This is a genomic window from Actinoplanes utahensis, assembly GCF_016862455.1.
GTDB lineage: Bacteria > Actinomycetota > Actinomycetes > Mycobacteriales > Micromonosporaceae > Actinoplanes > Actinoplanes utahensis.
In genome coordinates, this window is record NZ_BOMZ01000047.1 from 26,448 (window position 1) to 52,075 (window position 25,628).

General features: G+C 71.6%; 30 protein-coding genes. 24 read left to right on the forward strand and 6 right to left on the reverse strand.

Features of this window, described 5'->3' with window-relative positions; genetic code table 11:
* Positions 1–43 precede the first annotated feature (43 nt).
* The 3 genes from Aut01nite_RS17575 (at position 44) to Aut01nite_RS17585 (ending at position 1,708) form a co-directional block, all read left to right on the forward strand.
* On the forward strand, positions 44–505 hold the full coding sequence (locus Aut01nite_RS17575; RefSeq protein ID WP_043523151.1) for a hypothetical protein: 462 nt from the start codon (positions 44–46) through the stop codon (positions 503–505).
* A gap of 226 nt (positions 506–731) precedes the next feature.
* On the forward strand, positions 732–1,058 hold the full coding sequence (locus tag Aut01nite_RS17580; RefSeq protein WP_152628517.1) for a hypothetical protein: 327 nt from the start codon (positions 732–734) through the stop codon (positions 1,056–1,058).
* A gap of 116 nt (positions 1,059–1,174) precedes the next feature.
* Positions 1,175–1,708, forward strand: coding sequence for a putative glycolipid-binding domain-containing protein (locus tag Aut01nite_RS17585; protein ID WP_043523154.1), 534 nt, complete (start codon positions 1,175–1,177; stop codon positions 1,706–1,708).
* A 3-nt stretch (positions 1,709–1,711) separates the two neighbouring features.
* Here Aut01nite_RS17585 and Aut01nite_RS17590 read toward each other — a convergent pair whose 3' ends face one another.
* The 3 genes from Aut01nite_RS17590 to Aut01nite_RS17600 form a co-directional block, all read right to left on the reverse strand.
* Entirely contained in the window at positions 1,712–2,995 is a 1,284-nt protein-coding gene (locus Aut01nite_RS17590) for an aminotransferase class I/II-fold pyridoxal phosphate-dependent enzyme (protein WP_052163287.1), read from the reverse strand.
* A 44-nt stretch (positions 2,996–3,039) separates the two neighbouring features.
* Positions 3,040–4,458 carry an FAD-binding oxidoreductase gene (locus Aut01nite_RS17595; RefSeq protein ID WP_052163288.1) on the reverse strand — a complete coding sequence of 473 codons (1,419 nt, stop codon included), beginning with the start codon at positions 4,456–4,458 and terminating at the stop codon, positions 3,040–3,042.
* Between the two features lie 112 nt (positions 4,459–4,570).
* Positions 4,571–4,867: a hypothetical protein gene (locus Aut01nite_RS17600; RefSeq protein ID WP_043523156.1), complete on the reverse strand. Its 297-nt coding sequence runs from the start codon at positions 4,865–4,867 to the stop codon at positions 4,571–4,573.
* A gap of 18 nt (positions 4,868–4,885) precedes the next feature.
* Here Aut01nite_RS17600 and Aut01nite_RS17605 point away from each other — a divergent pair, with 18 nt between their 5' ends.
* The 16 genes from Aut01nite_RS17605 (at position 4,886) to Aut01nite_RS17685 (ending at position 19,635) form a co-directional block, all read left to right on the forward strand.
* A complete protein-coding gene (locus Aut01nite_RS17605; protein WP_043523157.1) occupies positions 4,886–5,257 on the forward strand; it encodes a hypothetical protein in 372 nt (123 codons plus the stop codon).
* Positions 5,258–5,393: 136 nt separating this feature from the next.
* Positions 5,394–5,864, forward strand: a complete 471-nt coding sequence (locus Aut01nite_RS17610; protein ID WP_083998538.1) for a hypothetical protein — start codon at positions 5,394–5,396, stop codon at positions 5,862–5,864.
* Entirely contained in the window at positions 5,861–6,184 is a 324-nt protein-coding gene (locus Aut01nite_RS17615; protein WP_043523159.1) for a winged helix-turn-helix domain-containing protein, read from the forward strand. The genes Aut01nite_RS17610 and Aut01nite_RS17615 overlap by 4 nt, the downstream gene beginning before the upstream one ends.
* 230 nt (positions 6,185–6,414) lie before the next feature.
* Positions 6,415–6,825: a helix-turn-helix transcriptional regulator gene (locus tag Aut01nite_RS17620; protein ID WP_052163333.1), complete on the forward strand. Its 411-nt coding sequence runs from the start codon at positions 6,415–6,417 to the stop codon at positions 6,823–6,825.
* Positions 6,822–7,232 (forward strand): VOC family protein, encoded by a 411-nt coding sequence (locus Aut01nite_RS17625; protein ID WP_043523162.1) that lies wholly within the window; start codon positions 6,822–6,824, stop codon positions 7,230–7,232. The genes Aut01nite_RS17620 and Aut01nite_RS17625 overlap by 4 nt, the downstream gene beginning before the upstream one ends.
* Positions 7,233–7,260: 28 nt before the next feature.
* The gene (locus Aut01nite_RS17630) at positions 7,261–9,603 is read left to right on the forward strand and encodes an ATP-binding cassette domain-containing protein (protein ID WP_043523164.1); all 2,343 of its coding nucleotides are present in this window, start codon (positions 7,261–7,263) and stop codon (positions 9,601–9,603) included.
* Positions 9,604–9,831: 228 nt separating this feature from the next.
* On the forward strand, positions 9,832–11,151 hold the full coding sequence (locus tag Aut01nite_RS17635; RefSeq protein WP_043523165.1) for a hypothetical protein: 1,320 nt from the start codon (positions 9,832–9,834) through the stop codon (positions 11,149–11,151).
* A gap of 311 nt (positions 11,152–11,462) precedes the next feature.
* Positions 11,463–11,987, forward strand: coding sequence for a P-loop nucleotide/nucleoside kinase family protein (locus Aut01nite_RS17640; RefSeq protein WP_043523166.1), 525 nt, complete (start codon positions 11,463–11,465; stop codon positions 11,985–11,987).
* Between the two features lie 216 nt (positions 11,988–12,203).
* Positions 12,204–13,139 (forward strand): GlxA family transcriptional regulator, encoded by a 936-nt coding sequence (locus Aut01nite_RS17645; RefSeq protein WP_043523331.1) that lies wholly within the window; start codon positions 12,204–12,206, stop codon positions 13,137–13,139.
* Between the two features lies 1 nt (position 13,140).
* Complete coding sequence (locus Aut01nite_RS17650; RefSeq protein ID WP_043523167.1) at positions 13,141–13,785, forward strand: DJ-1/PfpI family protein; 645 nt, start codon at positions 13,141–13,143, stop codon at positions 13,783–13,785.
* Entirely contained in the window at positions 13,775–14,425 is a 651-nt protein-coding gene (locus tag Aut01nite_RS17655) for a lysophospholipid acyltransferase family protein (RefSeq protein ID WP_052163289.1), read from the forward strand. Before Aut01nite_RS17650 ends, Aut01nite_RS17655 begins: the two co-directional genes overlap by 11 nt.
* A 61-nt stretch (positions 14,426–14,486) precedes the next feature.
* Positions 14,487–16,028, forward strand: coding sequence for an ABC transporter substrate-binding protein (locus tag Aut01nite_RS17660; RefSeq protein ID WP_043523170.1), 1,542 nt, complete (start codon positions 14,487–14,489; stop codon positions 16,026–16,028).
* The gene (locus tag Aut01nite_RS17665; RefSeq protein ID WP_052163290.1) at positions 16,025–16,990 is read left to right on the forward strand and encodes an ABC transporter permease; all 966 of its coding nucleotides are present in this window, start codon (positions 16,025–16,027) and stop codon (positions 16,988–16,990) included. Before Aut01nite_RS17660 ends, Aut01nite_RS17665 begins: the two co-directional genes overlap by 4 nt.
* Positions 16,983–17,831 (forward strand): ABC transporter permease, encoded by an 849-nt coding sequence (locus Aut01nite_RS17670; protein ID WP_043523172.1) that lies wholly within the window; start codon positions 16,983–16,985, stop codon positions 17,829–17,831. Before Aut01nite_RS17665 ends, Aut01nite_RS17670 begins: the two co-directional genes overlap by 8 nt.
* A complete protein-coding gene (locus Aut01nite_RS17680; RefSeq protein ID WP_043523173.1) occupies positions 17,828–18,952 on the forward strand; it encodes an ABC transporter ATP-binding protein in 1,125 nt (374 codons plus the stop codon). The genes Aut01nite_RS17670 and Aut01nite_RS17680 overlap by 4 nt, the downstream gene beginning before the upstream one ends.
* Positions 18,949–19,635 carry an ABC transporter ATP-binding protein gene (locus Aut01nite_RS17685; protein WP_052163291.1) on the forward strand — a complete coding sequence of 229 codons (687 nt, stop codon included), beginning with the start codon at positions 18,949–18,951 and terminating at the stop codon, positions 19,633–19,635. Before Aut01nite_RS17680 ends, Aut01nite_RS17685 begins: the two co-directional genes overlap by 4 nt.
* Here Aut01nite_RS17685 and Aut01nite_RS17690 read toward each other — a convergent pair.
* Positions 19,583–19,870 carry a putative quinol monooxygenase gene (locus Aut01nite_RS17690; protein WP_043523175.1) on the reverse strand — a complete coding sequence of 96 codons (288 nt, stop codon included), beginning with the start codon at positions 19,868–19,870 and terminating at the stop codon, positions 19,583–19,585. The genes Aut01nite_RS17685 and Aut01nite_RS17690 overlap by 53 nt on opposite strands.
* 90 nt (positions 19,871–19,960) lie before the next feature.
* Between Aut01nite_RS17690 and Aut01nite_RS17695 the strand changes: the two genes are divergently transcribed.
* The gene (locus Aut01nite_RS17695; RefSeq protein WP_043523176.1) at positions 19,961–21,130 is read left to right on the forward strand and encodes an NAD(P)/FAD-dependent oxidoreductase; all 1,170 of its coding nucleotides are present in this window, start codon (positions 19,961–19,963) and stop codon (positions 21,128–21,130) included.
* A gap of 57 nt (positions 21,131–21,187) precedes the next feature.
* Here the strand turns inward: Aut01nite_RS17695 and Aut01nite_RS17700 are convergent, their stop codons facing one another.
* On the reverse strand, positions 21,188–21,559 hold the full coding sequence (locus tag Aut01nite_RS17700; protein ID WP_043523177.1) for a nuclear transport factor 2 family protein: 372 nt from the start codon (positions 21,557–21,559) through the stop codon (positions 21,188–21,190).
* 378 nt (positions 21,560–21,937) lie between these two features.
* Here Aut01nite_RS17700 and Aut01nite_RS17705 point away from each other — a divergent pair, with 378 nt between their 5' ends.
* Both Aut01nite_RS17705 and Aut01nite_RS17710 read left to right on the forward strand, forming a co-directional pair.
* Positions 21,938–22,126: a hypothetical protein gene (locus Aut01nite_RS17705; RefSeq protein ID WP_043523334.1), complete on the forward strand. Its 189-nt coding sequence runs from the start codon at positions 21,938–21,940 to the stop codon at positions 22,124–22,126.
* 59 nt (positions 22,127–22,185) lie between these two features.
* Complete coding sequence (locus Aut01nite_RS17710; RefSeq protein ID WP_083998541.1) at positions 22,186–23,514, forward strand: serine/threonine-protein kinase; 1,329 nt, start codon at positions 22,186–22,188, stop codon at positions 23,512–23,514.
* Here Aut01nite_RS17710 and Aut01nite_RS17715 read toward each other — a convergent pair.
* Complete coding sequence (locus tag Aut01nite_RS17715; RefSeq protein WP_307837513.1) at positions 23,485–24,165, reverse strand: alpha/beta hydrolase-fold protein; 681 nt, start codon at positions 24,163–24,165, stop codon at positions 23,485–23,487. The two genes, Aut01nite_RS17710 and Aut01nite_RS17715, sit on opposite strands and share 30 nt — an antisense overlap.
* A 149-nt stretch (positions 24,166–24,314) precedes the next feature.
* On the opposite strand from Aut01nite_RS17715, the gene Aut01nite_RS17720 reads away from it, so the two are divergent.
* Positions 24,315–24,665 carry a GntR family transcriptional regulator gene (locus Aut01nite_RS17720; protein ID WP_043523180.1) on the forward strand — a complete coding sequence of 117 codons (351 nt, stop codon included), beginning with the start codon at positions 24,315–24,317 and terminating at the stop codon, positions 24,663–24,665.
* Positions 24,662–25,624, forward strand: a complete 963-nt coding sequence (locus Aut01nite_RS17725) for a DUF1648 domain-containing protein (RefSeq protein WP_083998542.1) — start codon at positions 24,662–24,664, stop codon at positions 25,622–25,624. The genes Aut01nite_RS17720 and Aut01nite_RS17725 overlap by 4 nt, the downstream gene beginning before the upstream one ends.
* The last annotated feature ends 4 nt before the right edge of the window (positions 25,625–25,628 follow it).

A 25,628-nucleotide genomic window follows, 5' to 3' on the forward strand; every position in this document is an offset into this window, starting at 1 on the left:
TCCCCGGGTGGGGCGAGGGATCGGTACCGGTAGCCTTCCGCCCATGCGAGGAACCACCACCGCAGCCGTCGTCACCGCCACCATCCTGGCGGTTTCCGGCTGCGCCACCCCTGGAGAATCCGCTGCCCCGGTCGCTACCGCGGCCCCGGCGGTTACCATCAGCGGCCTCGACGAGGCCACCGCGACCACCTGTGGCATCGCCGGCTACGCCACTCACGGTGAAGACGGCTATGACCTCGATGTCGCCACCGGCAGGAAGATCGTGACGGTCGGTAAGCAGTCGAAGAGCACGCTGATCACCGCGAACGTGAACGTGCTCGAGCTCGCCGTCCGGAACGCGGAGGGTTCGGCCGGTCAGCCGGCCGAGGCCGCGTACGCCGCCGAGGTCCGCACCGCCATCCTCAAGGTGCAGACCGTGTGCCAGAACGTGGGAGCCCTGACCGCCAGCATCCAGCAGAGCCCGCACGCTCTCGACAAGGACGCGGACAAGCTCGCCTCCCGCTGACCTGCCGTGATCCCTCGGCCGGAGCCCCCGGCGCGGGGGAGAGGGCTGCCGCCGTGATCCCCGGGCCCCCATGGCCCGGGGATTTTTTCGTACCATCCAACGGCGGATCGGGCGTCCGCTGGTTGTTCGGCCGAGCGACATCGGCTGTCCAGCCCATGTGAGTTCATGCTCGTGGCCGGTAGGTTCACCGTCCACACGGCTACCGGCGATGGGGGAGTTCGTCCACGTGAACGAGACCGTTCGGGACGCTCTGCGCCAGGTGGAGAGCGCGGCCCGGCTCTACGGGGTGCGTGAGGAGGGTGTCACCGGGTTCCGGGAGATGCTGGCCAGTCAGCACCCCGCCGATCGGGGCACCTACGCGTGCGCCGTCCTGGACCGGGTGGTCACCGAGATCGCGTACAACCACCGCACCGAATGCGACGGGGAGGACTGCCGGACCTGCGAAGGGCTGGGAGAGGCCCTCACGGTGGCGGTGGCGAGTGTCCGCTCGATGATCGCCGACGAGATGACGTGGCGCCGCCGGCAGAACCGCCGCTGGTTCTGGTCCCGATAGGGCGACGGGCGTACCGGCGCCGCAGGCCCTGATCGCGGGCGGGTGACACCTTCCGGGGTATTCCTGGCGCGGGTGGTGGCACGATGCCAGGATGGGACTCCGGCAAAGGAGGCGCCATGTCCGAAACCCTGACGGCACGGGTCGAAACGCGACCGATCCGGCTGCCCACCGGGCCGCTGGCCTGGCAGCGCACCGCCGTGACCGGCACCGAGCTGGTCTTCGCCGACACCGGGTCGGCCGAGGGCACCGCCGTGGTCACCGGCAGCCGGCCACACACCGTGCAGTGGCGGGCCGAGCTGGCCGAGGACGCCACGGTGACCGCGCTCCGGGTGTCCTGCCTGGGTAAGGACCTGCACCTCACCAGGGACGACGGGCTCGGCACGGACGTGATCCCCCGGCTCGCCGACTCGCCGGTCTTCGTGACCTGGGCGATCAACCGGCTCGGGCTGACCGTCGGGTCCGGGGCGGTCCGGGCGCCGTCGCTGCGGATCCTGACACCCTCGCTGGAGACGGTCCCCGGCACGGCGACGTACCACCTGGTCAGCCCGAACCGGCTGCGGATCACCGGCGACGGTCCCGCGGTCACCTACGAGGTCGACGATGCCGGGCTGGTGACGTACCAGCCCGGCAACCTGCGCCTGGTCCGCTGAGACTCAGCCGGCGTTCGCCAGTTCCTCGCTGGCGAGCCGGCCCAGCGCCGCCGCCAGGCGGTCGAAGTCCTCCGGGCGGTGCGAACCGGTCGCGCACAGCCGCAGCCGCGACTGGCCCTCGGCCACCGCCGGGAACGGCACCGCCGACGTGTAGATGCCGTGATCCAGCAGGCGGCGCGCCCACGCGTAGGTGCGGACCGTGTCGCCGAGGATCACCGGCACGATGGGTGTCGCGGTGTTCCCGCTGTCCAGGCCCAGGCCGTCGACCACCGAGCGGAGACGGGCCGCGTTCGCCCACATGGTCGCCAGATGCTGCGGCTCGTCCACGATCACCCGCAGCGTCTCGCGGATCGCGGCGGCGTTGCCCGGGGTCATCGCCGACGAGAACATGTACGGCGCCGACCCGTGCTGCAGGTACGTGATCAGTCCGCGGGAGCCGGCCACGAACCCGCCACCGGACGGGAACGCCTTGCCCAGCGACCCGGTCACGACGTCCACATCCCGCGGTTCGACCCCGGCGTGCGCTGCCGTGCCCCGGCCCTCCGGCCCCAGCACCCCGACCGCGTGCGACTCGTCGACCAGCAGGAACGCCCCGTACCGCTGCTTCAGCGCGACGATCTCGGCCAGCGGCGCGATGTCGCCGTCCATCGAGTAGACGCCGTCCACGGCGACCATCACCCGCGAGCCCGCATGTGCGGCCAGCAACTCGGCCAGGTGCGCGGTGTCGTTGTGCCGGAACCGGACCAGCTGCACCCCGGCCAGCCGGCAGCCGTCCAGGATGCTGCGGTGGATCAGCTCGTCGACGATCGCCACGTCCCGCCGGCTGAACAGGGCCGAGATCGCGGCGAGGTTGGCGTCGTACCCGCTGGAGAACAGCGCGGCGGCCTCCGCGCCGACGTGCGCGGCCAGCGCCCGCTCGGTCTCCAGGTGCAGCTCGATGGTGCCGGTCAGCAGGCGCGCGCCGCCGGTCGTGGTGCCCCAGCGCTGCGCCGCCTCGGTGGCCGCCGCGACGATCCGCGGGTGCCCGTTCAGGCCCAGGTAGCCGTAGGTGGAGAAGAGCAGCAGGTCGGCCCCGCCGAAACCGCTCGCCGCGGTGGCGCGGGCGTCCAGCGGCAGGCTGAACGTGTAGAGGTTGGCCGCGCGGGCGGCGTCGATCCGCTCCAGCCATCCCCGGGCCGGGTCGATGTCGAGGAGGCCGCCGGGCCGGACGTCGTCGGCGTACCGCTGATCGTCCGGGTAGACCACGAACGGGTTGTCAGCGAAGGCACGGATGCGGTCATGGTTCACGAGGCGTCATAACGGCGTGGCCCGGGACTTCCTGAGGGTTTGCGTCACAGCGGGTACGCGGTGCGGAAACGGCCGTTCGGGTCGGCGGCGGCCCGGACGCGCCGCAGCCGCGCCAGGTGCCGGCCGTGATAGCGGCCCGGGTCGGTGGGGCCGGGCTCCAGATAGTTGACGTAGCGGCCGGACGACCACGGTGCGGTGGCACGGTGCGCGGCGTCAATCCAGCCGTATCCGTCGGCGATCGACGCCGGATCCGCCGCCGGGGGTTCCACCAGCCACTGCACCATCGCGTGCGCGCCGTGCCACGGGAACGCCGTCGCGTCCGCCGCCACCCGGGCCGGCGCACCGGTCATCCGCTTGAACTTCGCCAGGCCCGGCCGTCTCATCGCGGCCCGCTGCCGGACCACCGCCAGCACCGCCTCGATCCCCGCCGCCGGCAGCGGCCGGTCGAAGATCTCACTGCCGATCAGATGGGTGCCGCGTGCGGTGCCGCCGGCGCGGGCCCGGAGGACGTCGGCGTGCGGCTTACGGTCCACGGTGGTCGAGGTGGGCTCGCGCCCGATCGCCCGGGCCAGGGCGGTCACCTCACCGTGCGCGTCGGCATCGAGGACACAACCGCTGATCCGTACGGACAGAGTCCCCGTGCGGTCCGACGCGAACTGGCACGTCGACCAGGCGTTGTCCGGCGCGCCGGCGCCCCACGCCTGCCATCCGGCCGCCACCGCCGCCGCGTCCGCCCACGGGTAGGCCAGCACGAACGTGCCCGTCGACCCCGCCGGATGGGTGCGCATCCGCCACGAGGTCACCACCGCGAACCGCCCGCCCCCGCCGCCGCGCAACGCCCAGAACAGGTCCGGCTCCCGGACCGCGTCCACGGTCCGCAGCCGGCCGTCGGCGGTCACCACGTCGGCGGCGACGACCGTGTCACAGGTCAGGCCGTAGGCGGAGGCGGCCGCGCCGATCCCGCCGCCGCACGTGATGCCGGTGATGCCGACCGTGCCGCAGGAGCCGGAAGGGATCGACACCCCGTACCCCGCCAGGCCGTTGTAGACGTCGATCAGCGGCGCGCCGCCGCCGATCGTGACGGTCCTGGTGGCCGGGTCGAAGCCGACGGCCTTCAGCGCGCGCACGTCCAGCACGATCCCGGACGAGGTGGTGGAGGCGCCGACGTACGAGTGACCGCCGCCCCGCGGCACGATCGGCAACCCCAGCCGGTTCGCGAACGCGATGGTCTCGACGATGTCCGCCGGAGTCGCGCAGCGCACCACCGCCGGAGGCCGCACCCGGTCGAACCGCGGCGAGAACAGCTGCCGCGCCTGGTCGTACGTCGCGCTCCCGGGTCGTTCCAGGGTGCCCTCCAGCCCGCCGGCGAGCGAACGCCAGTCCGCCTCGCGGGGCTCCCCGCTCCGGGGCGCCACCACCCCGATCAACCCGGCACCGAGCAGCCCTCGCCGCGACAGACCCATCCCGAAACCATGACATGACACCCGTGTCGGCCGGCGCGGTCAGGGTGTGCCGTCACCCTCGGCGAGCGCCCGGCACCGTCACCGTGTCCGTCGCGCCCGGCGGCCGGCGGCTTTATCGGCGGTCGGCGGCCGCGTAGGAGACGGCGGCGGTGAGGGCCGAGACCGTCAGGACCGAGGGCCACGGGCCGATCCGCTTCGCCAGCGGGTGGGACAGGGCGAACGCCCCCAGGTACGTCGCGGCGAGGGCGGCGGTCGTGGCCGGGCCGGTGCGGCGGGCCCACTCGCGGCCGGCCAGCAGGCCACCGACGGCCAGGACGGCCCCGCCGAGCGGGCGGACGCCGGTGCGGCGGGCGGTCTGCCAACCGCCGATCAGGGACGCTGCGGTGATCGCCGCGGTCGGTACGCGCATGCCTGCACAATATCGGACGTGCAACGTCGCAGCCTTCTCGTCTTCGCCGCCGTCACCGTGGTCGCGACCGCCGTCGTCACCTGGTCGGTGGCCGACATCCGGTACGACATCAGTCTGCCGCGCTGCGTCAGCGGCCGCAGGGTGTCCAGTTGCGGCGGTGACGACGGCTGGCACGGCGTGTCGGCGCTGGTCAGTGCCCTTTTCATGGTGCCCGCGCTGTTCGCGCCCGCCGCCTCCTATCTCTATCTCAGCTCCCGCCTGGTCCGCGCGGCGAAGGCCCGCCGCCGCGACGAGTTGCGCGCAGCGTTGCGGCGGCGCTTCGCGATGACGTTCCTCGCGGCCGTCGCCCTCTCCCTGCCGGTGACCCTCCTGGTCCGGGCAGCCCTCTGACGGGGGTACGGGTGAGCGCACGGTCCCCGCGCCACACGTTCCGATGTGCCGTCTCGGTCAACCAAGAAAGTACTTGCCTACTAGGAAAGTACGAGCTACTTTCCTAGTAGGCAAGTACGTTCCGGAGGAGGAAGCCATGGAGATCCCCCCGATCGACGCCGAGATCGCCCTCGCCGAGATGCGCGCCCGCCGCGAGCAGGTGGTGGAGACCAGCCTCACCCCAGCGTGGTACTGGCCGGCCATCGGCGTCCTGATGGTGCTGTTCGTCGCCAGCGTGGAGAGCCGGATCGGCTGGGTGATCGCGATCGGCTCGATCCTCTACGCCCTGGGATTGAGCGCCGTGATCATCGCTGTCGTTCGGAAGGCCCGCGTGCAGGTCCGCCAGGATCTGATGGGCGTTCGCGGCGCCCTGGCCATCGCGGCCTTCGCCCTGGCCCTGGTCGCTGTCGGGCTCGCCCTCGGCTTCACCCTCGCGGCGCTGTCGGTGCCGTTCCCGGCGACCCTCGCGTGCTTGCCGGTGGCGGCGGGGCTGGTCATCGGCGGCCGCTACCTGATGTCCTACCTGCGCCGTCTGATGCTCTCCCGCCCGCTGGCGAGCTCCCGGTGAGCGCCGACCCACGCTTCGACGAGCTGATCCACGCCCCGACCCGGCTGTCCCTGGTCAGCCTCCTCGCAGCCACCGAATGGGCCGACTTCAAGTTCCTCCGCGACAGCCTGGAGATGTCCGACTCGGCCCTGTCCAAGCAGCTCACCACCCTGGAGGAGGCGGGCTACGTGGAGATCCGCAAATCCTTCGTCGGCAAACGCCCACGCACGTCCGCGAAGCTGAGCCCGCACGGCCACGCCGCTTTCGCCGCTCACGTGGCCGCCCTGCAGGAGATCGTCGCCCGCGCCGGCCTGGCCGTCCTCCCCGACCAGGTCCACTGACCCACCCACTCGAGACGCCCACCCACTCAGCGGGTGGGCGTCTCCGCCGTGCTAGCCACCTGACCCTCGCCGAGGGCGTCCCTACGTCGAACGGGTCCCGTGAACGGTCCTCACGCCGGCCGGTTCGCTGATCCTGCTGTCGGTCCTCGCGGTGACGGCGTCCGCTCCGCGCCACCGGAGCCGTTAGGCTGCCTCTCGTGGGCGACCAGCGACTGCGTGAGCTCGTGTTGATGCGGCGGGTGCGGGACCGGATCGACCGGGATTACGCGCAGCCGCTGGACGTGGAGGCGCTGGCCCGGCATGTGCATCTGTCGGCCGGGCATCTGAGCCGGCAGTTCAAGGCGGCGTTCGGCGAGTCGCCGTACAGCTATCTGATGACCCGGCGCATCGAGCGGGCGATGACCCTGCTGCGGCGTGGCGACCTGAGTGTCACCGAGGTGTGCTTCGCGGTCGGCTGCTCGTCGCTCGGCACGTTCACCACCCGGTTCACCGAGCTGGTCGGCATCCCGCCGGGGGAGTACCGGCGCCGGGTCGCGGGTGAGGTCGCCGGCCTGCCCGGGTGCGTCGCCAAGCAGGTGCTGCGACCGGTCAGGAATCGAGAAGCCGGGCCGCCGCGGACGTTCCTAGCATCGTCGGCATGAGCATCGTCATCCACTCCGCGTTCCTGCCCACCGACGACCCGGACAAGTCTCTGGAGTTCTACCGGGACGGCCTCGGCTTCGAGGTCCGCCTCGACGTCGGGTACGGCGACATGCGCTGGATCACCGTCGGCCCGCCCGGCCAGCCGCAGACGTCGATCGTGTTGCAGCCGCCGGCCGCCGACCCGGGCATCACCGACGCCGAACGCCGTACCATCGCCGAGCTGATGGCCAAGGGCAGCTATGCCGGGATCGTGCTGGCCGCCACCGACCTGCAGGCGACGTTCGACCGGCTGGCGGGGTTCGGCGCCGAGGTGGTGCAGGAGCCGGCCGACCAGCCGTACGGTCTGCGCGACTGCGCCTTCCGCGACCCGGCGGGCAACATGGTGCGCATCAATCAACTGACCTGAGGCGAGTCTTTTCACAGGGGGAGAACAGATGACCGCTCTTCGCTCGATCCGCGTGCACGGCGCCCGGGTCAACAATCTCAAGGACGTCAGCGTCGAGATCCCGAAACACCAGCTCACGGTGTTCACCGGGGTCTCCGGCTCGGGCAAGAGCTCGCTGGTCTTCGGCACCATCGCGGCCGAGTCCCAGCGGTTGATCAACGAAACGTACAGCGCGTTCGTGCAGGGGTTCATGCCGACGCTGGCCCGGCCGGACGTGGACGTCCTGGAGGGGCTGACCACGGCCATCCTCGTCGACCAGGAGCGGATGGGCTCGGACCCGCGGTCCACGGTCGGCACCGCCACCGACGCGAACGCGATGCTGCGGATCCTGTTCAGCCGGCTGGGGGATCCGCACATCGGCTCCCCGCAGGCGTTCTCGTTCAACGTCGCCTCGATCTCCGGCGCCGGCGCGGTCACCGTGGAGAAGAACGGGGCGACGCTGAAGGAGCGGCGGTCGTTCAGCATCACCGGCGGCATGTGCCCGCGCTGCGAGGGCCGCGGCAACGTCAACGACTTCGACCTCACCGAGCTGTACGACGACACGAAGTCGATCAACGAGGGCGCCATCTCGATCCCCGGTTACAGCATGGACGGCTGGTACGGCCGGATCTTCCGGGGCTGTGGTTTCTTCGACCCGGACAAGCCGATCGGCAAGTACAACAAGCGCGAGCTGAACGACCTCCTCTACAAGGAACCCACCAAGATCAAGGTCGACGGGATCAACCTGACGTACGCCGGGCTGATTCCGTCGATCCAGAAGTCGTTCCTGTCCAAGGACGTCGACGCGATGCAGCCGCACATCCGCGCCTTCGTGGAGCGGGTGATCACCTTCACGGTCTGTCCCCAGTGCGACGGCAGCCGGCTCAGCGAGGCCGCCCGCTCCTCGAAGATCAAGGGGATCAGCATCGCCGAGGCCTGCGCGATGCAGATCAGCGACCTGGCCGCCTGGGTGCGCGACCTGGACGAGCCGTCGGTCGCGCCACTGCTGGAGAAACTGCGGCACACCCTCGACTCGTTCGTCGAGATCGGCCTCGGCTATCTCTCGCTGGACCGGCCGGCCGGCACCCTCTCCGGCGGCGAGGCCCAGCGCACCAAGATGATCCGGCATCTGGGATCGGCGCTGACCGACGTCACCTACGTCTTCGACGAGCCCACCATCGGCCTGCACCCGCACGACATCCAGCGGATGAACGAGCTGCTGCTGCGCCTGCGCGACAAGGGCAACACGGTCCTGGTGGTCGAGCACAAGCCGGAGGCGATCGCGATCGCCGACCGGGTCGTCGACCTCGGGCCGGGCGCCGGTACCGCGGGCGGGGAGATCTGCTTCGAGGGTACGGTCGACGGCCTCCGCGCCAGCGACACCATCACCGGCCGCCACCTCGACGACCGTTCCAGGATCAAGGACTCGGTCCGGGTCGCCTCGCGGAAACTGGAGATCCGCGGCGCCGCCACCCACAACCTGCGTGACGTGGACGTGGACATCCCGCTCGGCGTGCTGGTCGTGGTGACCGGGGTGGCCGGGTCCGGCAAGAGCTCGCTGATCCACGGCTCGGTGGCGAAGCGGGACGGCGTGGTGGCGATCGACCAGACGGCGATCCGCGGGTCCCGGCGGAGCAACCCGGCCACGTACACCGGCCTGCTGGAACCGATCCGCAAGGCCTTCGCCAAGGCCAACGGGGTGAAACCGGCCCTGTTCAGCGCCAACTCCGAGGGCGCCTGCCCGACCTGCAAAGGCGCCGGCGTCATCTACATGGACCTGGGCATGATGGCCGGGGTGTCGACGCCGTGCGAGGAGTGCGAGGGCAAGCGGTTCGAGGCCTCGGTCCTGGAGTACCGGCTCGGCGGCAAGGACATCTCCGAGGTCCTGGCCATGCCGGTCACCGAGGCGGAGGCGTTCTTCGCCGCCGGCGACGCGAAACTGCCGGCCGCGCACACGATTCTGAGGCGGCTCGCCGACGTGGGGCTGGGCTATCTGACCCTCGGTCAGCCGCTGACCACGCTGTCCGGCGGCGAGCGGCAGCGGATCAAGCTGGCCACCCACATGGGCGACAAGGGCGGCGTCTACGTCCTCGACGAGCCGACCACCGGCCTGCACCTGGCCGATGTCGAACAGCTGCTCGGGCTGCTCGACCGGCTCGTCGACGCGGGCAAGTCGGTGATCGTCATCGAGCACCATCAGGCGGTGATGGCGCACGCCGACTGGATCATCGATCTGGGCCCGGGGGCCGGTCACGACGGCGGCAGCGTCGTCTTTCAGGGAACCCCGGCGGATCTGGTGGCGGCGCGTTCCACACTCACCGGAGAACATCTCGCCGAGTACGTCAAAGCGTGACGGGACCGATACTGAAACGTGTCGTGATATTGAGCACCTGAAATGGATGATCGGCCGGAAGAAATCGGTCGAACGGTGGAAAATCCCTGGCCAGGGGGTGTGACGTCATCGCTGGAGGTGCCCGAACGGGGAAATGGGTGCGCGGGCCTTTGATTGATGGCCCTACACTCGGCAATCCGCGGCACGGGGGAGTGCCGCGGTAGCCCCCTTGAATGGAGATTTCCGCGCATGAAGCGCTTCCTGGCCGGCGCCGTAGCCGGTGTCACCACCCTGACCCTCACGGTCGGGTGTGCGAACCAGCTTCAGCAGCTCGAGCCCAAGCTGGAGCTCAAGAAAGCCGCTGAGAACCTGGGCGCGTCCGGCAAGGCCGGCTTCACGCTCAAGGCGGGTGGCAACGTCGAGGACCTGATCGCCTTCGCGAAGAAGGAGTCCGGCACCGGCTCGGACGCCTTCACCAACGAGGACGCCGACATCATCCGCAAGATCTACAACTCCTCGTTCACCCTGGGCTGGGACAAGGCCGGCGACGGCATCGAGGACGACCGGGCGCTGTTCAACGCCACGATCGACGGCGTCACCGGCGCCGAGGTCCGGGTCGTCGACAAGGTCGCCTACTTCAAGGTGCCGGTCAACGAGCTGGTCACCAAGTTCGGCGGCACCAAGGCCGACGTCGACGAGATCCGCACCGAGGTCGGCGCCTCGGTCCCCGGCATCGACACCCTGCTCAACGGCGGCTGGGTCTCCATCTCCGCCGACGACGTGGCCAAGTTCGCCGAGGGCACCACCGGCGTCAAGCCGAGTGCCAGCGTCGACCCGGCGGAGCAGGAGAAGATCGTCGCCGAGTTCAAGACCAGCGCGGAGAACCTGCTCGAGAGCGCCGACATCGTCCGCGACGAGAAGGACAAGACCCACCTGGTCGTCACCACCTCGACGGTGAAGGCGTTCAACGAGGGCAAGCGCCTGCTCGACGCCATCGCGAAGCTCGCTCCCGCGGAGACCGGCGAGGTCCTCAAGGAGGCGACCGCCGAGCTCGGCAAGGAGACGCCGGCCGACAAGCCGATCGTCCTCGACCTCTGGATCGACAACGGCAACTTCAAGGCGTTCGAGATCAACCTGCTCCAGTTCGACACGGGCAACACCGGCCGCGCGAGCGTGCGCGTCGAGATCGCCACCGGCGCCGAGATCAGCGCCCCGGGCGACGCCAAGAAGCTCGACGTCTCCAAGATCGTCGAGGGTCTCTCGCAGGGCATGGGTGGCGTCACCAGCGACCTCGATGGCGGCGCCGGCTTCCCGCCCAGCAGCACCAGCACCGTCGCGGAGAACTGGGCGAGCCTCCTCGGTTCCAAGACCCTGCTGCTCGCCCTCAGCGAGGGTGGCAAGCCGGCCACCCATCTGGCGAAGGCCGTCGCCGACTTCAACATGCCGGGCACCAAGGTCAAGATCGTTCGTGCCGGTGTCGCTCAGGTGACCTCCGGCAGCACCGTGGCCTGCCTGACCCTCCCGGCCACCACCTCCGGTGAGCCGAAGGTCCTCGCCGGCGCCTGCTGACGAACCTTCGCACCGAAGCCCGGCCTGCCACTCACGGCAGGCCGGGCTTCTGCGTCTCCCGGAGCGGTACGCCCGAAGCGTCACCCCCGGCCCGCGCCCCAGCGTGGCGTTCCCGACGAGGAGCAGCGGCTGAAGTCCACACGCGCCGGTCGGCGGTCGGCGCTGCTGCGGCAGATCCCGGCGTGGAGCGTTCCATGCCGGTTCCGGTTCCGTCCGGCTGGCGTGGGTTGGGGTGGCCGGACGGTGCACCTTCATCGTGGGGACGGTGGACGGGGGCACGGTGCGGGCGTGCGGGTGACAAGCTTCTGTCTGTGGCGCAGCGGCTGATTCTGGTCAACGGGCTGCCCGGGTCGGGGAAGAGCACCCTGGCGGGGCGGTTGGCGGCTACGTTGCGCGTACCGCTGATCGGCAAGGACCTGCTGAAGGAGGCGATGGCCGCCGCAGTGCCGGGGGTGCCGCCGAAGGCGGTGGGGGTGGCCGCCGCGGAGGCGATGTGGGACATCGCGGCCGCGACGCCGGGGGTGGTGATCCTGGAGAGTTGGTGGTTCCGGCCGCGGGACCTGGGGTTCGTGACCGACGGGATCGTCCGGTCCGGGGCGCGCACGGTGCTGGAGATCTGGTGCTCGGTGCCTGCCGAGGTGGCTCTGGACCGTTACCGGAACCGGCGGCGGAGCGGGATCCACCAGGACGAGCAGCGGCTGACGGAGGACTGGCCGCGGTGGGCGGCGGAGGCGAGACCGCTGAACGTCGGGCCGGTCATCACCGTCGCCACCGATCAGCCGGTGATCGCCACCCGGCTGATCGAGGCGATCAGCGAGGCCATCGGCGGAGTCTGAGAGCGGCGTTCCGAGTGCGTGGTGTGGAAGCGGCGTTCCGAGTGCGGGTCTGACAGCGGCGTCCCGAGTGCGGGTCTGACAGCGGCGTCCCGAGTGCGGGGTCTGAGATCGGTGCTTCGGGAGCGGGGTCTGGCAGCGGGAACGTGCGGCGGTAGTGGCAGGAAAGGTGGGATCCGTGTCGTTGCTGCCGTGCCCGGCAGCGGCGAGGCTGAAGACGTGGACGTACTGATCCTGATCTTCGACGGGGTGCAGAGCCTCGACGTGACCGGGCCGCTCGAGGTCTTCACCGGCGCCGGGTACCGGGTGAGCACGGCGAGCCGGGACGGCCGGGCGGTGCGCTGTTCCAGTGGCCTCGTCCTGCTGCCCGAGCACGACCTGGCGTCCGCGCCGCTGCCGGACATCGTGGTCGTGCCCGGCGGCCACGGCACCCACGACCCGCATCCGGAGATCGTCGCCTGGCTGCGCCGGCACGCGAGCGGCATCCCGCGGGTGATGGGCGTCTGCTCGGGCGCGTTCGTGCTGGCGGCGGCCGGTCTGCTGGCCGGGCGCCGGGCCACCACGCACTGGGACGTCTGCGGCACCCTGGCCCGGCGGTACCCGGACGTCGACGTCGACCCGGAGCCGATCTTCGTGATCGACGGGCCGATCGCCACCTCGGCCGGGGTGACCGCCGGCATCGACCTGGCGCTCGCGATCGTCGAGGCGGACCGGGGCCGGGAGACGGCGCTGCTGATCGCCCGGCACCTGGTCATGTTCCTGCGCCGGCCGGCCAATCAGACCCAGTTCAGCGCGCAGTTGTCCGCCCAGGTCGCGGCCCGGCCCGGCTTGCGGGAGGTGCAGCACTGGATCGCCGACCATCCGGCCGGCGACCTGTCGGTGGAGGCGCTGGCCCGGCGGGCGAACCTGTCGCCACGGCAGTTCGCTCGCGCGTTCACCGCCGAGGTCGGGCAGACCCCGGGCCGGTACGTCGACGCGGTCCGGCTGGAGACGGCCCGGCGGCTGCTGGAGGACGGCGCCGACGGGGTCGAGCAGGTGGCGCGGGCCAGCGGCTACGGCACCCCGGAGGCGATGCGCCGCGCCTTCGTCCGGGTGCTCGGCATCGCGCCGTCGGAATACCAGCGGCGTTTCCGTCCCGTACCCCAGGAGGTTTGAGATGCAGTTCGCCATCGTGGTCTTCGACCGTTTCACCGCGCTCGACGCCGTCGGTCCCTACGAGGTGCTCAGCCGGGTGCCGGGCGGTGAGGTCGTGTTCGTCGGGGAGCGCGAGGGGCCGGTCCGGACCGAGGTCGGCAGCCTGGCCTTGACCGTGGACGCTACCTTCACCGATGTGCCGCATCCGGACGTGATCGTGGTCGCCGGCGGACCCGGGCAGAACGATCACATGTCCGACGGCCCGATGCATCGGTGGCTGCGCCGTGCCGACGCCACCAGCACGTGGACCACCTCGGTCTGCACCGGCTCGCTGATCCTCGCCGCGGCCGGTCTGCTCGCCGGCCGCCGGGCCACCAGCCACTGGCTGTCGCTGGAGCTGCTCGCCGAGTTCGGCGCGGTCCCCACCGAGGAGCGCGTGGTCACCGACGGTAAGTATGTGACGGCTGCCGGGGTGTCCGCCGGGATCGACATGGCGATCGGGCTGGTCGCCGCGATCACGGACGCGACCGTCGCCCAGGCCGTGCAGTTGGGTATCGAGTACGACCCCCGTCCGCCGTTTGTGGCGGGTTCGCCGCGCACCGCGCCGCCTGAGGTGGTAGCGGTGGTGCGGGGACTCCGGGACTTCATCCGTACCGGTGAACGATGAGAGGCGGCACGTGTACGAACTGGTCAAGAAGGCGGTCCGGCTGCGGGTGGAGGGTGCCGAGCACGTGCCGGTGAGCGGGCCGCTGCTGCTCGCCTCCAACCACCTGTCCATCACGGACTCGACGTTCCTGCCGATGGCGGTGGCCCGGCACGTCACCTTCATGGCGAAAGCGGAGTACTTCACCGGGCAGGGGCCGCTGGGGCGGTTCGTCTCCTGGTTCATGTCCCGTGACGGGCAGGTGGCGGTGGACCGGGACGACAAGCGGGCCGCGGTGGCGTCCCTGGAGCCGTGCCTGGCGGTGCTGCGCCGCGGTGACGCGTTCGCGATCTATCCGGAGGGCACCCGCTCGCCGGACGGGCGGCTCTATCGCGGGCGGACCGGGGTGGCGTGGCTGGCGCTGAAGTCGGGCGCTCCGGTGGTGCCGGTGGCGATGTTCGGCACCGAGCGGGTGCTGCCGCCGGGCAGCGTGATCCCGCGGCCGGCCCGGGTGCGGGTGGTGTTCGGCAAGCCGGTGCAGCTCGCGCCGATCGCCACCGACCCGGACAGCGCGCGGGAGCGCCGCGCCGCCACCGACGCGATCATGACGGCCATCGGGGAGCTTTCCGGACAGGAGTACGTGCCGCGCTACGCAAGATCGTGATCTGCTTCTCTCATTCTCGTAGTAGTTGCAAACTCTTGGCAACTACTACGAGGATGTCGTCATGCTTCGTCTCATGGGGACCGCAGTCGTCGCCCTGCTGGCCCTGACCGCCTGCTCGACACCGGCCGCCACCGGCCCCGGCTCGGCCACGGACACTTTCGTCGTGGCCACCGCCGGGGAGCCGGACAACCTCAACCCCGTGCTGGGGTACGGGGCCGACGGTGCCTCGCTGATCTTCGACGGCCTGGTCGCCCGGGACGACAGGAACGCGCTGAGCCCGGCGCTCGCCACCGACCTGCCCACCGTCTCCGCCGACGGCCGGACGGTCACCGCGCGACTGCGCACCGGCGTCACTTTCCACGACGGCAAGGCGCTCACCGCCGACGACGTGGTCTTCACCTACCGGTCGATCCTCGACCCGAAAGTCGACTCCACCATCCGCTCCGACCTGGACATGCTCGACAAGGTCACGGCGAGCGGCGCGGACACCGTGGTGTTCACGCTGAAGTACCCGTACACGCCGTTCCTGCAGCGGCTCACCATCGGGATCCTGCCGGAGCTGCCCGGCCAGGACATGAACAAGTCCGAGATCAACCGCAAGCCGGTCGGCACCGGGCCGTACCGGGTGACCTCCTGGACCCCGGGGGACAAACTGGTGCTCGCGGCCAACGACACCTACTGGGGTGGCAAGCCGACCAACAGCGGCGTGATCGTCGCGTTCGTCGCCGACGACAACGTGCGCGCCCAGCGGGCCCGCGCCGGCGAGTTCGACGCCGTCGAGGTCGCCCCGCGACTGGCCACCGCGTTCGGCGGGTACACCGTGCACAAGGTGCCGACCGCCGACTACCGCGGGGTCATGCTGCCGATGAACGGGCCGGTCACCGGGGACCTGGCGATCCGCCGGGCGGTGAACGCGGCAGTCGACCGGCAGGCGATGGTCACCGGGGTGCTCGCCGGAGCCGGCGACCCGGCGTACGGGCCGATCCCGCCCACCTCGGAGTACGCCGCGCCCGCGCCCACGGTCGGAGACGCCGCGACGATCCTGGACGAGGCCGGCTGGACCCTCGGCGCCGACGGCATCCGGGCCCGCAACGGGCAGCGCGCCCGGTTCACCCTGATGTACCCGGCCAGCGACAGCCTCCGCAAGGAACTCGCCCTCGCCGTCACCGCCGACGCGAAGAAGGCCGGCATCGAGATCACGCCGGAAGGTCTCACCTGGGACGCGATCGACCCGCGGATGAAGGACGACGCGCTCATCATGGGCTGGGGCACGCCGTACGACCCGGACTTCGTCTCCTACAAACTGTTCGGCTCGAGGTTCGCCGGCGAGGGCTACTTCAACCCCGGCTCGTACGCGTCCGCGGTCACCGACGAGGCGCTGGAGAAGGGACGGACCAGCTCGGACCCGGCTGAGCGCAAGGCCGCGTACCAGAGGTTCCAGGAGCAACTGGCCGCGGACGTGCCCTGGGTGTTCCTCACCTACCTGCGGCACACCTACCTGGTCCGCGACGACGTCGCCGGCGTCCGCCCGCGGGTCGAGCCGCACGCCCACGGCGTCGAGAACGCCATCTGGTGGAACATCCACACCTGGACCCGCAAATGATCAAGGTGATCGGGCGGCGGCTCGCGTTCGCCCTGCCGGTCCTCCTCGCCACCAGCATCGGCATGTTCCTGCTCGGCGCCGCGTCCCCGATGGATCCGGCCAAGCAGTACGCGGGCGCCGCCGTCTTCACCATGAGCGAGGAGAACCTGGCCCAGATCCGGGCCAACTGGGGCGTCGACGACCCGCTGTACGTGCAGTACCTGCGCTGGCTCGGCAACCTGCTCCACGGCGACCTCGGCTGGTCCACCTCCCGGCACGAGATGGTCGGCGACGTCATCGCCGCCCGGGCCGGATGGACCCTGCTGCTGATCGGGATCACCCTGGGCGTGGTCCTGATCGGCAGCCTCGTCCTGGGCACGCTCGCCGCCTACCGCCGGGGCGGGCTGCTCGACCGGGGGGTGCGGGTGGCCGCGTACGCCGTCCAGTCCATGCCGTCGTTCTGGCTCGCGCTCGCCGCGATCGCGGTGTTCGCCATCGGCCTCGGATGGTTCCCGGCCGGTGGCCTCACCGACGTCCGGTCCACCGGCGTGGACGTCGCCGACGTCGCCCACCATCTGGTGCTGCCGGTGGCCGTGCTGGCGATCTCCCAGGCCCCGTGGTTCCTGCTGTTCGTCCGGGACTCGGTGGCGGAGAGCCTGCGGGAGGACCATGTGCTCGCCGCGCGGGCCCGTGGGCTCGCCGGGCGGACGGTCCTGTTCGGGCACGCGCTGCGGACGGCGCTGCTGCCGTTCCTCACCCTCGTCGGCACCCATCTGCCGGAACTGGTCGGCGGATCGGTACTGGTCGAGACGGTGTTCTCCCTGCCAGGGCTTGGGGCGGTCAGCGTGCACGCGGCGCTCGGCAGTGATTTCCCGCTGCTCGCCGCGATCACCCTGATCACGACGGCGGTGGTGCTGGCCGCCAACCTGCTGACCGATCTGGCCTACACGGCCGCCGACCCCCGGGTGCGCATCGATGGCTGACCTCGCTCTGTCCCGGCCACGGATCCGGCCCGGGACGCCGGTCGCCGCGCTGGTGCTGGGAGCCGCGGTGGGTGCGGTGCTGCTCGTACCGCTGCTTCTCCCGCTCGATCAGAGCGCCGTCGCGCTCGACCGCACCACTCTGCCGCCGTCGCCGGCGCATCCCGGCGGCACCGACGACCTCGGGCGGGACGTGCTGCACCGCAGCATCTACGGGCTGCGGGTGTCGCTGCTGGTCGGCGTGGTCGCGGCCGTCGCCGCGGCGCTCGTGGGCGGGCTGATCGGCGGGCTCGCCGGCCTGCTCGGCGGCTGGGTGGACCGGATCCTGATGCGGGTCATCGACACCATCTCCGCCCTGCCGCACCTGCTGCTCGGCATCTTCATCGTGGCGATGCTGCGGCCCGGCCTCGGCGCGGTGATCCTGTCCATCGGGCTCACCCACTGGCTGTCCACCGCCCGGATCGTCCGATCCGAACTGCTGTCCCTGCGTACCCGCCCGTTCATCGACGCCGCGATCGCCGGCGGGGCCGGCCGGACCCGGATCCTCACCCGGCACCTGCTCCCGCACGTACTGCCGAAGATCGCCCTGGCCGTCACGCTGATGATCCCGCACGCCGTCTGGCACGAGACCTCCCTGTCGTTCCTCGGCCTCGGCCTGCCACCGCACCTGGCGTCCCTCGGCAACATGATCAATGACGGTCAGCGGTCGCTGCTGGCGGGCGCCTGGTGGTCGAGCATCGTGCCGGGTGCGGTGATCGTCGCCGTCACCCTCGCCATCGCGGCGCTGGCCGGCCGCTGGCGCGACCACCTCGACCCCCGAGTCCGTGCGGAGCTGAACCTGTGAAGAACCTCCTGGTCATCGAGGGGCTGGGCGTCCGCTTCCGCTTGCGCGACGCGACGGTTCATGCGGTTTCGGATCTGGACCTGACGGTACGGCCGGGCGAGCTCCTCGCCGTCGTCGGCGAATCCGGCTGCGGCAAATCGGTGCTGGCCCACGCCCTGCTGGGCCTCCTTCCCGCCAACGCGCTCGTCACCGGCCGAGCCCTCCTCCACCCCGCCCGTCCCGCCGCCCCGGGACCGTCCACGCAGCGGCGGACCCTGCCCCGCTGGTCGTCAGTGCTGCCTCGACCGGCGGGAGACCGCGCTGAGAGCCGGCGAGGGTCTTCCGGATGGTCGTCACGGCTGTCTCGCCGGCTCCGAGACAGCGCTGAGCACCAGCCTGAAGGAACCGGCGCAGGTGGCGGGGGAGTGGGGTCGGGCGGGGCGGTGGATCTGCTCGCCTGTGGGGAGAAGGTCCTGGCCCGCAGCGTGCGGGGGCGGCGGATCGGGCTGATCCCGCAGAGTCCGGCGACCGCGCTGACGGTGGTACGGACCGGGCGGCGGCTGCTCGCTGAGACGCTGACGGCGCACGGCCGTGACCCCGGCCTGGCCGCCCAGGTCGCGATCGAGGCGGGGCTGGACCCCGCGGACCTGGAACGCTATCCGTTCGAGCTGTCCGGTGGCATGGCGCAGCGGCTGGCGACCGCGCTCGCCCTGGCCACCGATCCGCCGCTGCTGATCGCCGACGAACCCACCAGCGGACTCGACCGGCCCCTCGTCGATCACACGCTCGATCTGCTGCGCCGCCGCTGCGACGCGGGCGCGGCGGTGCTGCTGATCACCCACGATCTCGCGGCGGCGGAGCGAGTCGCCGACACGGTCGCCGTCATGTACGCCAGCCGGATCGTCGAGCACCGGCCCGCTGCTGATCTGTTCCGGTCGCCTGCTCACCCGTACACCCAAGCTCTCCTGAACGCCCTGCCGGACCGCGACTTCACGCCCCTCCCCGGCCATCCGCCCATGCTGACCGCGCTCCCGCCCGGGTGCGCTTTCGCGGCGCGCTGCCCGCGCGTGTCGGAGACCTGCGCCACCCGGCCGTCCGGGCCGGTCGCCTGCCATCACCCGCTCGTGGAGGTGCCCGCATGAGTCTGGTCGCGGAGAGTGTCAGCGCCGGCTATCGGGGGCGCCGTGTGCTGAACGGCGTCTCCCTGACGGTTGCGGCAGGCGAGACGGTCGGGCTTCGCGGGCCTTCCGGCAGCGGCAAATCCACTCTGGTACGGGTCCTCGCGCTCCTGCACACCCCGGACGCCGGGCACGTTTCCCTCGACGGGGTACGGATCGAGGGGGTGCGGCATCGGGTGCCGGTGTCCGTGCGTACCCGGATCGCCGTGCTCTTCCAGAGTCCCCGCGCCGCGAGCGATCCGCGCCTGACACTCGCCGACCTGATCGCCGAGCCGCTGCGGGCGGTCCGGCGGCCGCGGGAGGGGATCGCCGCCCGTGTCGCCGAACTCGCCGACCGGGTGGGTCTGACCGCGGACCTGCTGACCCGCCGTCCGCACGCGGTCAGCGACGGTCAGCTGCAGCGCGCGTGCCTGGCCCGGGCCCTGGCACACCGCCCGGCGTACCTGCTCTGTGACGAGGCGACCACCATGCTCGACGCCTCCACCCAGGCCCTGGTCGCCTCGGTGATCACCGCGGAACAGCGGGAGACCGGGCTGGGTGTCCTGGTCGTCTCGCACGATCCGGCGCTGCTGAGCCGCTGGGCCGACCGGGTCGTCACGGTTGCTCCACCCCGGAGATCCGATATCTCTGCACCTCAGCCGACCTGATCGGCGGCAGCTCGACCGCCGGGCCGCCGCCGGACTCCCGGAACCGTCGCAGATGCTCGTCGGACTCCCACCGCTCGTACACGTTGATCCGGGTGGGGTCCAGTTGGTCGGGCGTCTGCGCGAAATCCAGGCATCCGGCGGTCCCACGGGCGAGGCGATCCACCTCCACGGCTCCCGCCAGGTAACGATCGCGATCAAGGGCATCGACGTGCAGCGATCCGGCGATGATGATCAAGTCGAGGTCTCCTGATTCCGTTGCCCGCAGCCCATCGACACGGGAACCGTCAGGCTCCACTATGGCGGGAAGATTCGGCTAGGGAGCCCCATGACTGATTTCGATGTGATCGTGGTGGGGGCGCGCTGTGCCGGCTCGCCCCTGGCCACGCTACTGGCCCGGCGCGGGTACCGGGCCCTGCTGGTGGACCGGGCCACCTTCCCCAGCGACACGGTGTCGACCCACGTCGTGCACCCGCCGGGCGTGGCCGCGCTGCAACGCTGGGGCCTGCTCGATCAGGTGGTCGCGACCGGGGTGCCGCCGGTCGGGCGTTACTCGTTCGACTTCGGCCCGGTCACTCTCTCGGGTGCTCCGGGCACCCCCGATTCGCCGTACGCGTACGCGCCCCGCCGTACCCTCCTCGACAAGATCCTGCTCGACGCGGCCGCGGCCGCCGGAGCCGAGATCCGCGAGGGTTTCCCGGTGGAGGAGCTGACCTTCGACGACGACGGCCGGGTCACCGGCATCCGCGGCCAGGACGGGACGACCACGACCGCCCGTCTCGTGGTCGGCGCCGACGGCCGGAACTCGGTGGTCGCCAAGGCGGTGCGGGCCCCGGCGTACGAGGACCGGCCGCCACTCACCGTCGGCTACTACTCCTACTGGAGCGGCCTGCCGACCGACACCTTCGAGGCGTACAGCCGGCCGGGCCGGGGCTGGGCCGTCTGCCCCACCAACGACGGCCTGACCATGGTGATCGCCGGCTGGCCGCACGACGAGCTCGCCGACCACCGCAACGACATCGACGGCACCATGCGGGCGATGTTCGAGACGTCCCCGACGTTCGCCGCCCGCATCCGCGACGCCGAACAGGAGACCCGGCACGTCGGCGCGTCGGTGCACAACTATTTCCGGGTGCCGTCCGGTCCCGGCTGGGCCCTGGTCGGCGACGCCGGCTACTGCCGCGACTACATCACCGCGCAGGGCATCACCGACGCCTTCCTCGACGCCGAACTGCTCGCCGACGCCATCGTCACCGACCACCTGCCCGGCTACCAGGCCCGCCGCGACGCGCGCGCGATGCCGCATTACCAGATGACCCTCGGGATCGCCGCCCTCCAGCCGCCGGACGAGCAGATGATCCAGCTGGTCTCCGCCATCGCCGGCAACCAGGAGGGCATGGACGCCTTCGCCCGCCTCAACTCCGGCGTGACGTCCCCGGCCGAGTTCTTCACCCCGGAGAACCTGGGCCGCCTGCTGAGCCTGCCCGACTCCAACTGACCGTGGTTCCGCCCGGCCGCCCGTGGTTCCGCCCGGCCGCTTCGCGTGGCCGGGCGGTCAGACCGGGGAGATCTGGGCGGCGACGACCCGCCATCCGGTCTCGTTCCGGTACGCCCACGTGCGGGCGTACCGGAGCCGTGCCGCGAACGGCTCCCCGCCGAACGTGCCGCTCACCGAACACAGGGCGAACGTCGCCCCGGTCGTCCCCACGACGACGACCTCGAGATCGTCCTCGGTCAGACTGTCGATCCTCGAATGCCCCGACCGATACGCGTCCAGATCGTCGCTCTTGCGGTACCGCCGTCCGTCCGGCCCGATCGCCACGAGCCGGTCGTCGAGCAGCCGGTCCAGCGCCGCCACATCCCCGTCCCGCTGTGCCTGCTGCAGGCTCCGCTCCGCTTCGAGCAGCCCGCCCTCGATCCCGCTCACCTACGCCTCCGCCCGTCCCGGTCCGTCGCACCGCACCCTACCCGCGGCACGCGGTCCGGTCCGGTCGCCGACCGACTCGGGTGGGGAGTCGCTCGCCCACGCCCGTGCGCGCGGAACCACCAGACCGCACCAGGGCGGCACGCCATCAGTGGTCGGGGCCGTCGGAGCCGACGTATTCCCGGTCCCACGCCGGGACCAGGCCGGGACCGCCGGAGATCCGCCACCACCCGCGCCACCGCGACCCGCACGCCGCCATCCTCCTCTCCGCAATCCTGGATCCGTCGATGGGTGCTGCCGGCGCGGATACCACTAAAGGAGTACGTGGTCGTCGATCCGATGACGGACGGCGGCCGGGGCGAACCGCGGAACGCTGAACACATGCCATCCAAGAAGCCGGGCGACGCCCGATGGGCGCCGTGGTGGGTCTACGTGATCGTCATCGTCGGAGGCAACTACGTGAAGCAGCACTTCGTGCAGGACCGGCCGGTGGCGATCAACGCGGCGATCACTCTCGCGCTGGCCGGCTCCCTGTTCCTGTTGATCACCGCCGTCTACCGGCGGACCTGAGGCCGCGTGGGGCGCCGACCGTCTCTGTCGCCCCGGCGGCGGGCATCTAGGCTGGCGCGATGCTCCTGGGGAATCGTTACCTCCTGCGGCAGCGCCTCGGCGCCGGCGGGATGGGCGAGGTGTGGCTGGCCACCGACGAGGTGCTGCAGCGGACCGTCGCGGTCAAGCTGATGCTGCCCGGCGTCGCCGACGACCCCGATTTCGCCCGGCGGTTCGAGGCCGAGGCCACGTCGATGGCCCGGGTCAACCATCCGGCGGTGGCGTCGATCCACGACTTCGGCCGCGACCAGGGACGGCTCTACCTGGTGTTGGAGTACGTCGAGGGCGAGTCCCTGTCGCAGCGGCTCAGCCGGGGCCGGCTCAGCCCGGAGGAGACGATGCGGATGGTCGCGCAGACGGCGGCCGGTCTCCAGGCGGTCCACGACAGAGGGCTCGTGCACCGCGACATCAAACCCGCGAACCTGCTGGTCCGCCCGGACGGCACGGTGGTCATCACCGACTTCGGCATCGCGCGGCACGAGGACGCCGGCCGGCTCACGGTCTCCGGTGCCATCCTCGGTACGCCCACCTACCTCTCACCCGAGCAGGTGCGCGGCGAACCGGCCGGCCCGCTCAGCGACGTCTACTCGCTCGGCCTCGTCGCCTACGAGTGCCTGGCGGGGGAGAAGCCGTTCGTGGGCGAGAACCCGTACGCCGTCGCCCTCCAGCGTCTCCAGTCCGGCCCGCGCACGATGACGGTGGACATTCCGCTGCGGGTGCGGGCCGTCGTCGAACGCGCCCTGGCCGTCGAGCCCCAGGACCGCTGGCAGTCGGCCGCCGAGCTGGCCGCCGCGGCCGGAGTCCCGGCGCCGGTGGTGGAGAGACCGCGCCGGCCGGCGCTCCACCCCCTGCTCGCCGGTTTCGCCGCGATGCTGCTGGTCGTCGGCGGTCTGGTCGTCTGGGGCAGCCGCCCGTCCGGGGAGGAGGCCGCCGCCGTTCAGCCGGAGGCGACCCAGTCCCAGCAACGGGAGCCGGTGGGTTTCACCGCCTGCGGCGGCACCTTCTGCCCGGTCGAGCCGATGTGCTGGGGCGGCCTGGTCGCCACGTCGGGGGTGGCCGCTCCGCCGCGCCGGGTGGATTGTGCGGAGGGCCACTACTGGGAGACGTTCGCGGCGATGCCCCTTCCGGCGGGCGGCGTCATGGTCGGCGGGAAACCGCTGATCGACAGCCCGCACATCGGCGTGGCCTGCGCCGAGGAGGTGATGGCCGCCCGCAGCTTCCAGCCGGACGACACCCGTGGCTGGCGGCGTGACGCCTGGCCGATCCCGGTCGGGGAGGACACCCTGCTGCATTGCATCGCCGGTGCCCCGGGCGGCGAGTCAACGGGCCGGTTCTTCAAGAGCGGTTGAGAGGAACGTGAAGGCCGCCGGGATGATCGTGCTCCAGTAGGCGAAGTTGTGCCTGCCGGGGCCGTACCCGCCGGTGGCCGGTTCGATCGGCAGGGCGCGCACGTCGTCGAGCAGGTTGTCGTCCGTGCCGCACCACAGACCGACCGGTGTGCCCGTCAGCCGTCCCGCGCCGGCGAAGACGTCGTCACCGGGTGTGACGGCGGGGGAGAAGGCGGCTACCGCCCGTACGAAACCGGGGAACGTCGAGGCGAGCAGCAGCGCTCCCGCCCCGCCCATCGACCAGCCCCAGGCCGTCAGCCGGCGGGTGTCGAACCCGCGTGCGGCGCACCATGCCGGGATCTCCTCGTGTGCCATGCGCTGTGGGTCGTCGCCGTCGTGCGGCCGCCACGCCAGCCGGTCGCCGGTGGCTCCGGCCAGCACGAACGGCGTCGCGCCGCGGCGTACCGCGTCGGTCAGGAACCGGCCCAGCCCGAGGGCGGGGAAGTCGGCCGGCCGTTTCGAGCCGCCGTGCAGGACCAGGCAGACCGGTAGTCCGCGGCCGTCGCCGTACCCGTCCGGCACCGCCGTGTAGAAGTCCACGTCCCGCCCGCGTGCCGCCGAGAACCGCCGCTCGAGGCGTTCGTCACCCGCCGGCGCGTCGGGCACGGTCACCGGCTGCTCCCGCATCCGCCATGCGCCGGCCGCTGCCATCACTGTGCCCGCGCCGATCAGGAGCGTGCGTCGCCGTACCGGAGTCATGTTCTGACCAACGACGCGACCACGAGTTGATTGTGCGCTCATTGTTCGCATAGAATACGAACATGTTGGTTCGCATCGACCCCGCATCCGGGGTGCCTCTGGCCGATCAGATCGCCGCGCAGGTGCGCGGAGCGGTCGCGTCGGGCACGGTCGCTCCCGGCGACCGCCTTCCCGCGGCCCGTGATCTGGCCGAGTCGTTGCAGGTCAACATGCACACGATCCTTCGGGCCTATGCGCAGTTGCGCGACGAGGGCCTGATCGAGCTGCGCCGGGGCCGCGGGGCCACGGTGTGCAAGGGCGAGGCCGCCGACCGGGCGCAGCTGATCGACGCGGCGCGCCGGGTGCTCGACGCCGGCCGGCGTCTCGGCCTCGACATCGACGAGCTGATCGCGGAAATCAGGAGGCTGGCATGACTGATCGGATGCGCCTGTTGCGAGGTGCGGTGGTGGCCGCCGTTCCGGCGGCGGTGATCCCGCTGACCGCCTGGATCTGGTGGGACCGGCTGCCCGACCCGCTGCCGATGCACTGGAACCTGTCCGGTGCGGTCGACCGGACCGCCGGCCTGACCGCGACCCTGACGGGTTACCTGGTGGTGGCCGGTCTGATCGCCCTGACCGCGCTGGTGTCGGCGGTGATCGCGGTGCACTGGCGGCTGCGGCGGGCCGTCGTCGCCGGGGCGGGGGCGCTGACCGCGTTCGCCGCGGGCATCTGGCTGATCACCGCGGCGCTCTCGCTGGACGTCGCCGAGGCCACCGCCGTCGACGGTCCCGGCTGGCATCTGCTCGCCCTGTTCGCGGGCACGGCCGCGTGGACCGGCCTGACCGTTCTCGCGTGCGGTCCGGCGCCCCGGCATCCGGCCGTGGCGGAGCGGCCGCCGGCCACCCTCTCCCGGCTGGATCTCGGCGACGGTCAACGGGCGGTGTGGACGGAGCGTGGCGCGGTGTCCCGCTGGGCCTATCTGGCGCTGTTGCCGCTGTTCGGGGTCGCCGCCGCGCTGGCTCTCGCGAATCCCTGGGTCGCCGTCTCGCTGGTCCTGCTCGCCCTCGTGCTGATCGCCGCGTTCCAGACCCGGATCACCGTCGACGCCCGCGGTCTGACCATCGGGTTCGGGCCGGTGGGCCGGCCCCGGGTGCTGATCCCGCTCGACGAGATCGTCTCGGCCCGGCCGGACACCGTCCGCATCGCCGAATGGGGCGGCTGGGGCTACCGGAACAGTCTCGACATGCGCGGTCGCGGCCTCATCCTGCGCAGCGGCGACGCGGTGCGTCTGGAGCTCGCCGGCGACCGCTACTTCCTGGCCACCGTCCGCGACCCCGCGACGGTCTCCGCCCTGCTGAACAGCCTTCTGGACAAGAATTTCCAAAACCGCTGATCCG

Bases quoted from the DNA above. Each gene is read 5' to 3' on its own strand.
- Aut01nite_RS17650 (WP_043523167.1), top strand. From the start codon at position 13,141: ATGCAGTTCGCCATCGTGGTCTTCGACCGTTTCACCGCGCTCGACGCC.
- Aut01nite_RS17685 (WP_052163291.1), top strand. From the start codon at position 18,949: ATGAGTCTGGTCGCGGAGAGTGTCAGCGCCGGCTATCGGGGGCGCCGT.
- Aut01nite_RS17630 (WP_043523164.1), top strand. From the start codon at position 7,261: ATGACCGCTCTTCGCTCGATCCGCGTGCACGGCGCCCGGGTCAACAAT.
- Aut01nite_RS17620 (WP_052163333.1), top strand. From the start codon at position 6,415: ATGCGGCGGGTGCGGGACCGGATCGACCGGGATTACGCGCAGCCGCTG.
- Aut01nite_RS17660 (WP_043523170.1), top strand. From the start codon at position 14,487: ATGCTTCGTCTCATGGGGACCGCAGTCGTCGCCCTGCTGGCCCTGACC.
- Aut01nite_RS17695 (WP_043523176.1), top strand. From the start codon at position 19,961: ATGACTGATTTCGATGTGATCGTGGTGGGGGCGCGCTGTGCCGGCTCG.
- Aut01nite_RS17705 (WP_043523334.1), top strand. From the start codon at position 21,938: ATGCCATCCAAGAAGCCGGGCGACGCCCGATGGGCGCCGTGGTGGGTC.
- Aut01nite_RS17635 (WP_043523165.1), top strand. From the start codon at position 9,832: ATGAAGCGCTTCCTGGCCGGCGCCGTAGCCGGTGTCACCACCCTGACC.
- Aut01nite_RS17575 (WP_043523151.1), top strand. From the start codon at position 44: ATGCGAGGAACCACCACCGCAGCCGTCGTCACCGCCACCATCCTGGCG.
- Aut01nite_RS17600 (WP_043523156.1), bottom strand. From the start codon at position 4,867: ATGCGCGTACCGACCGCGGCGATCACCGCAGCGTCCCTGATCGGCGGT.
- Aut01nite_RS17595 (WP_052163288.1), bottom strand. From the start codon at position 4,458: ATGGGTCTGTCGCGGCGAGGGCTGCTCGGTGCCGGGTTGATCGGGGTG.
- Aut01nite_RS17625 (WP_043523162.1), top strand. From the start codon at position 6,822: ATGAGCATCGTCATCCACTCCGCGTTCCTGCCCACCGACGACCCGGAC.
- Aut01nite_RS17710 (WP_083998541.1), top strand. From the start codon at position 22,186: ATGCTCCTGGGGAATCGTTACCTCCTGCGGCAGCGCCTCGGCGCCGGC.
- Aut01nite_RS17670 (WP_043523172.1), top strand. From the start codon at position 16,983: ATGGCTGACCTCGCTCTGTCCCGGCCACGGATCCGGCCCGGGACGCCG.
- Aut01nite_RS17725 (WP_083998542.1), top strand. From the start codon at position 24,662: ATGACTGATCGGATGCGCCTGTTGCGAGGTGCGGTGGTGGCCGCCGTT.
- Aut01nite_RS17610 (WP_083998538.1), top strand. From the start codon at position 5,394: ATGGAGATCCCCCCGATCGACGCCGAGATCGCCCTCGCCGAGATGCGC.
- Aut01nite_RS17665 (WP_052163290.1), top strand. From the start codon at position 16,025: ATGATCAAGGTGATCGGGCGGCGGCTCGCGTTCGCCCTGCCGGTCCTC.
- Aut01nite_RS17720 (WP_043523180.1), top strand. From the start codon at position 24,315: ATGTTGGTTCGCATCGACCCCGCATCCGGGGTGCCTCTGGCCGATCAG.
- Aut01nite_RS17585 (WP_043523154.1), top strand. From the start codon at position 1,175: ATGTCCGAAACCCTGACGGCACGGGTCGAAACGCGACCGATCCGGCTG.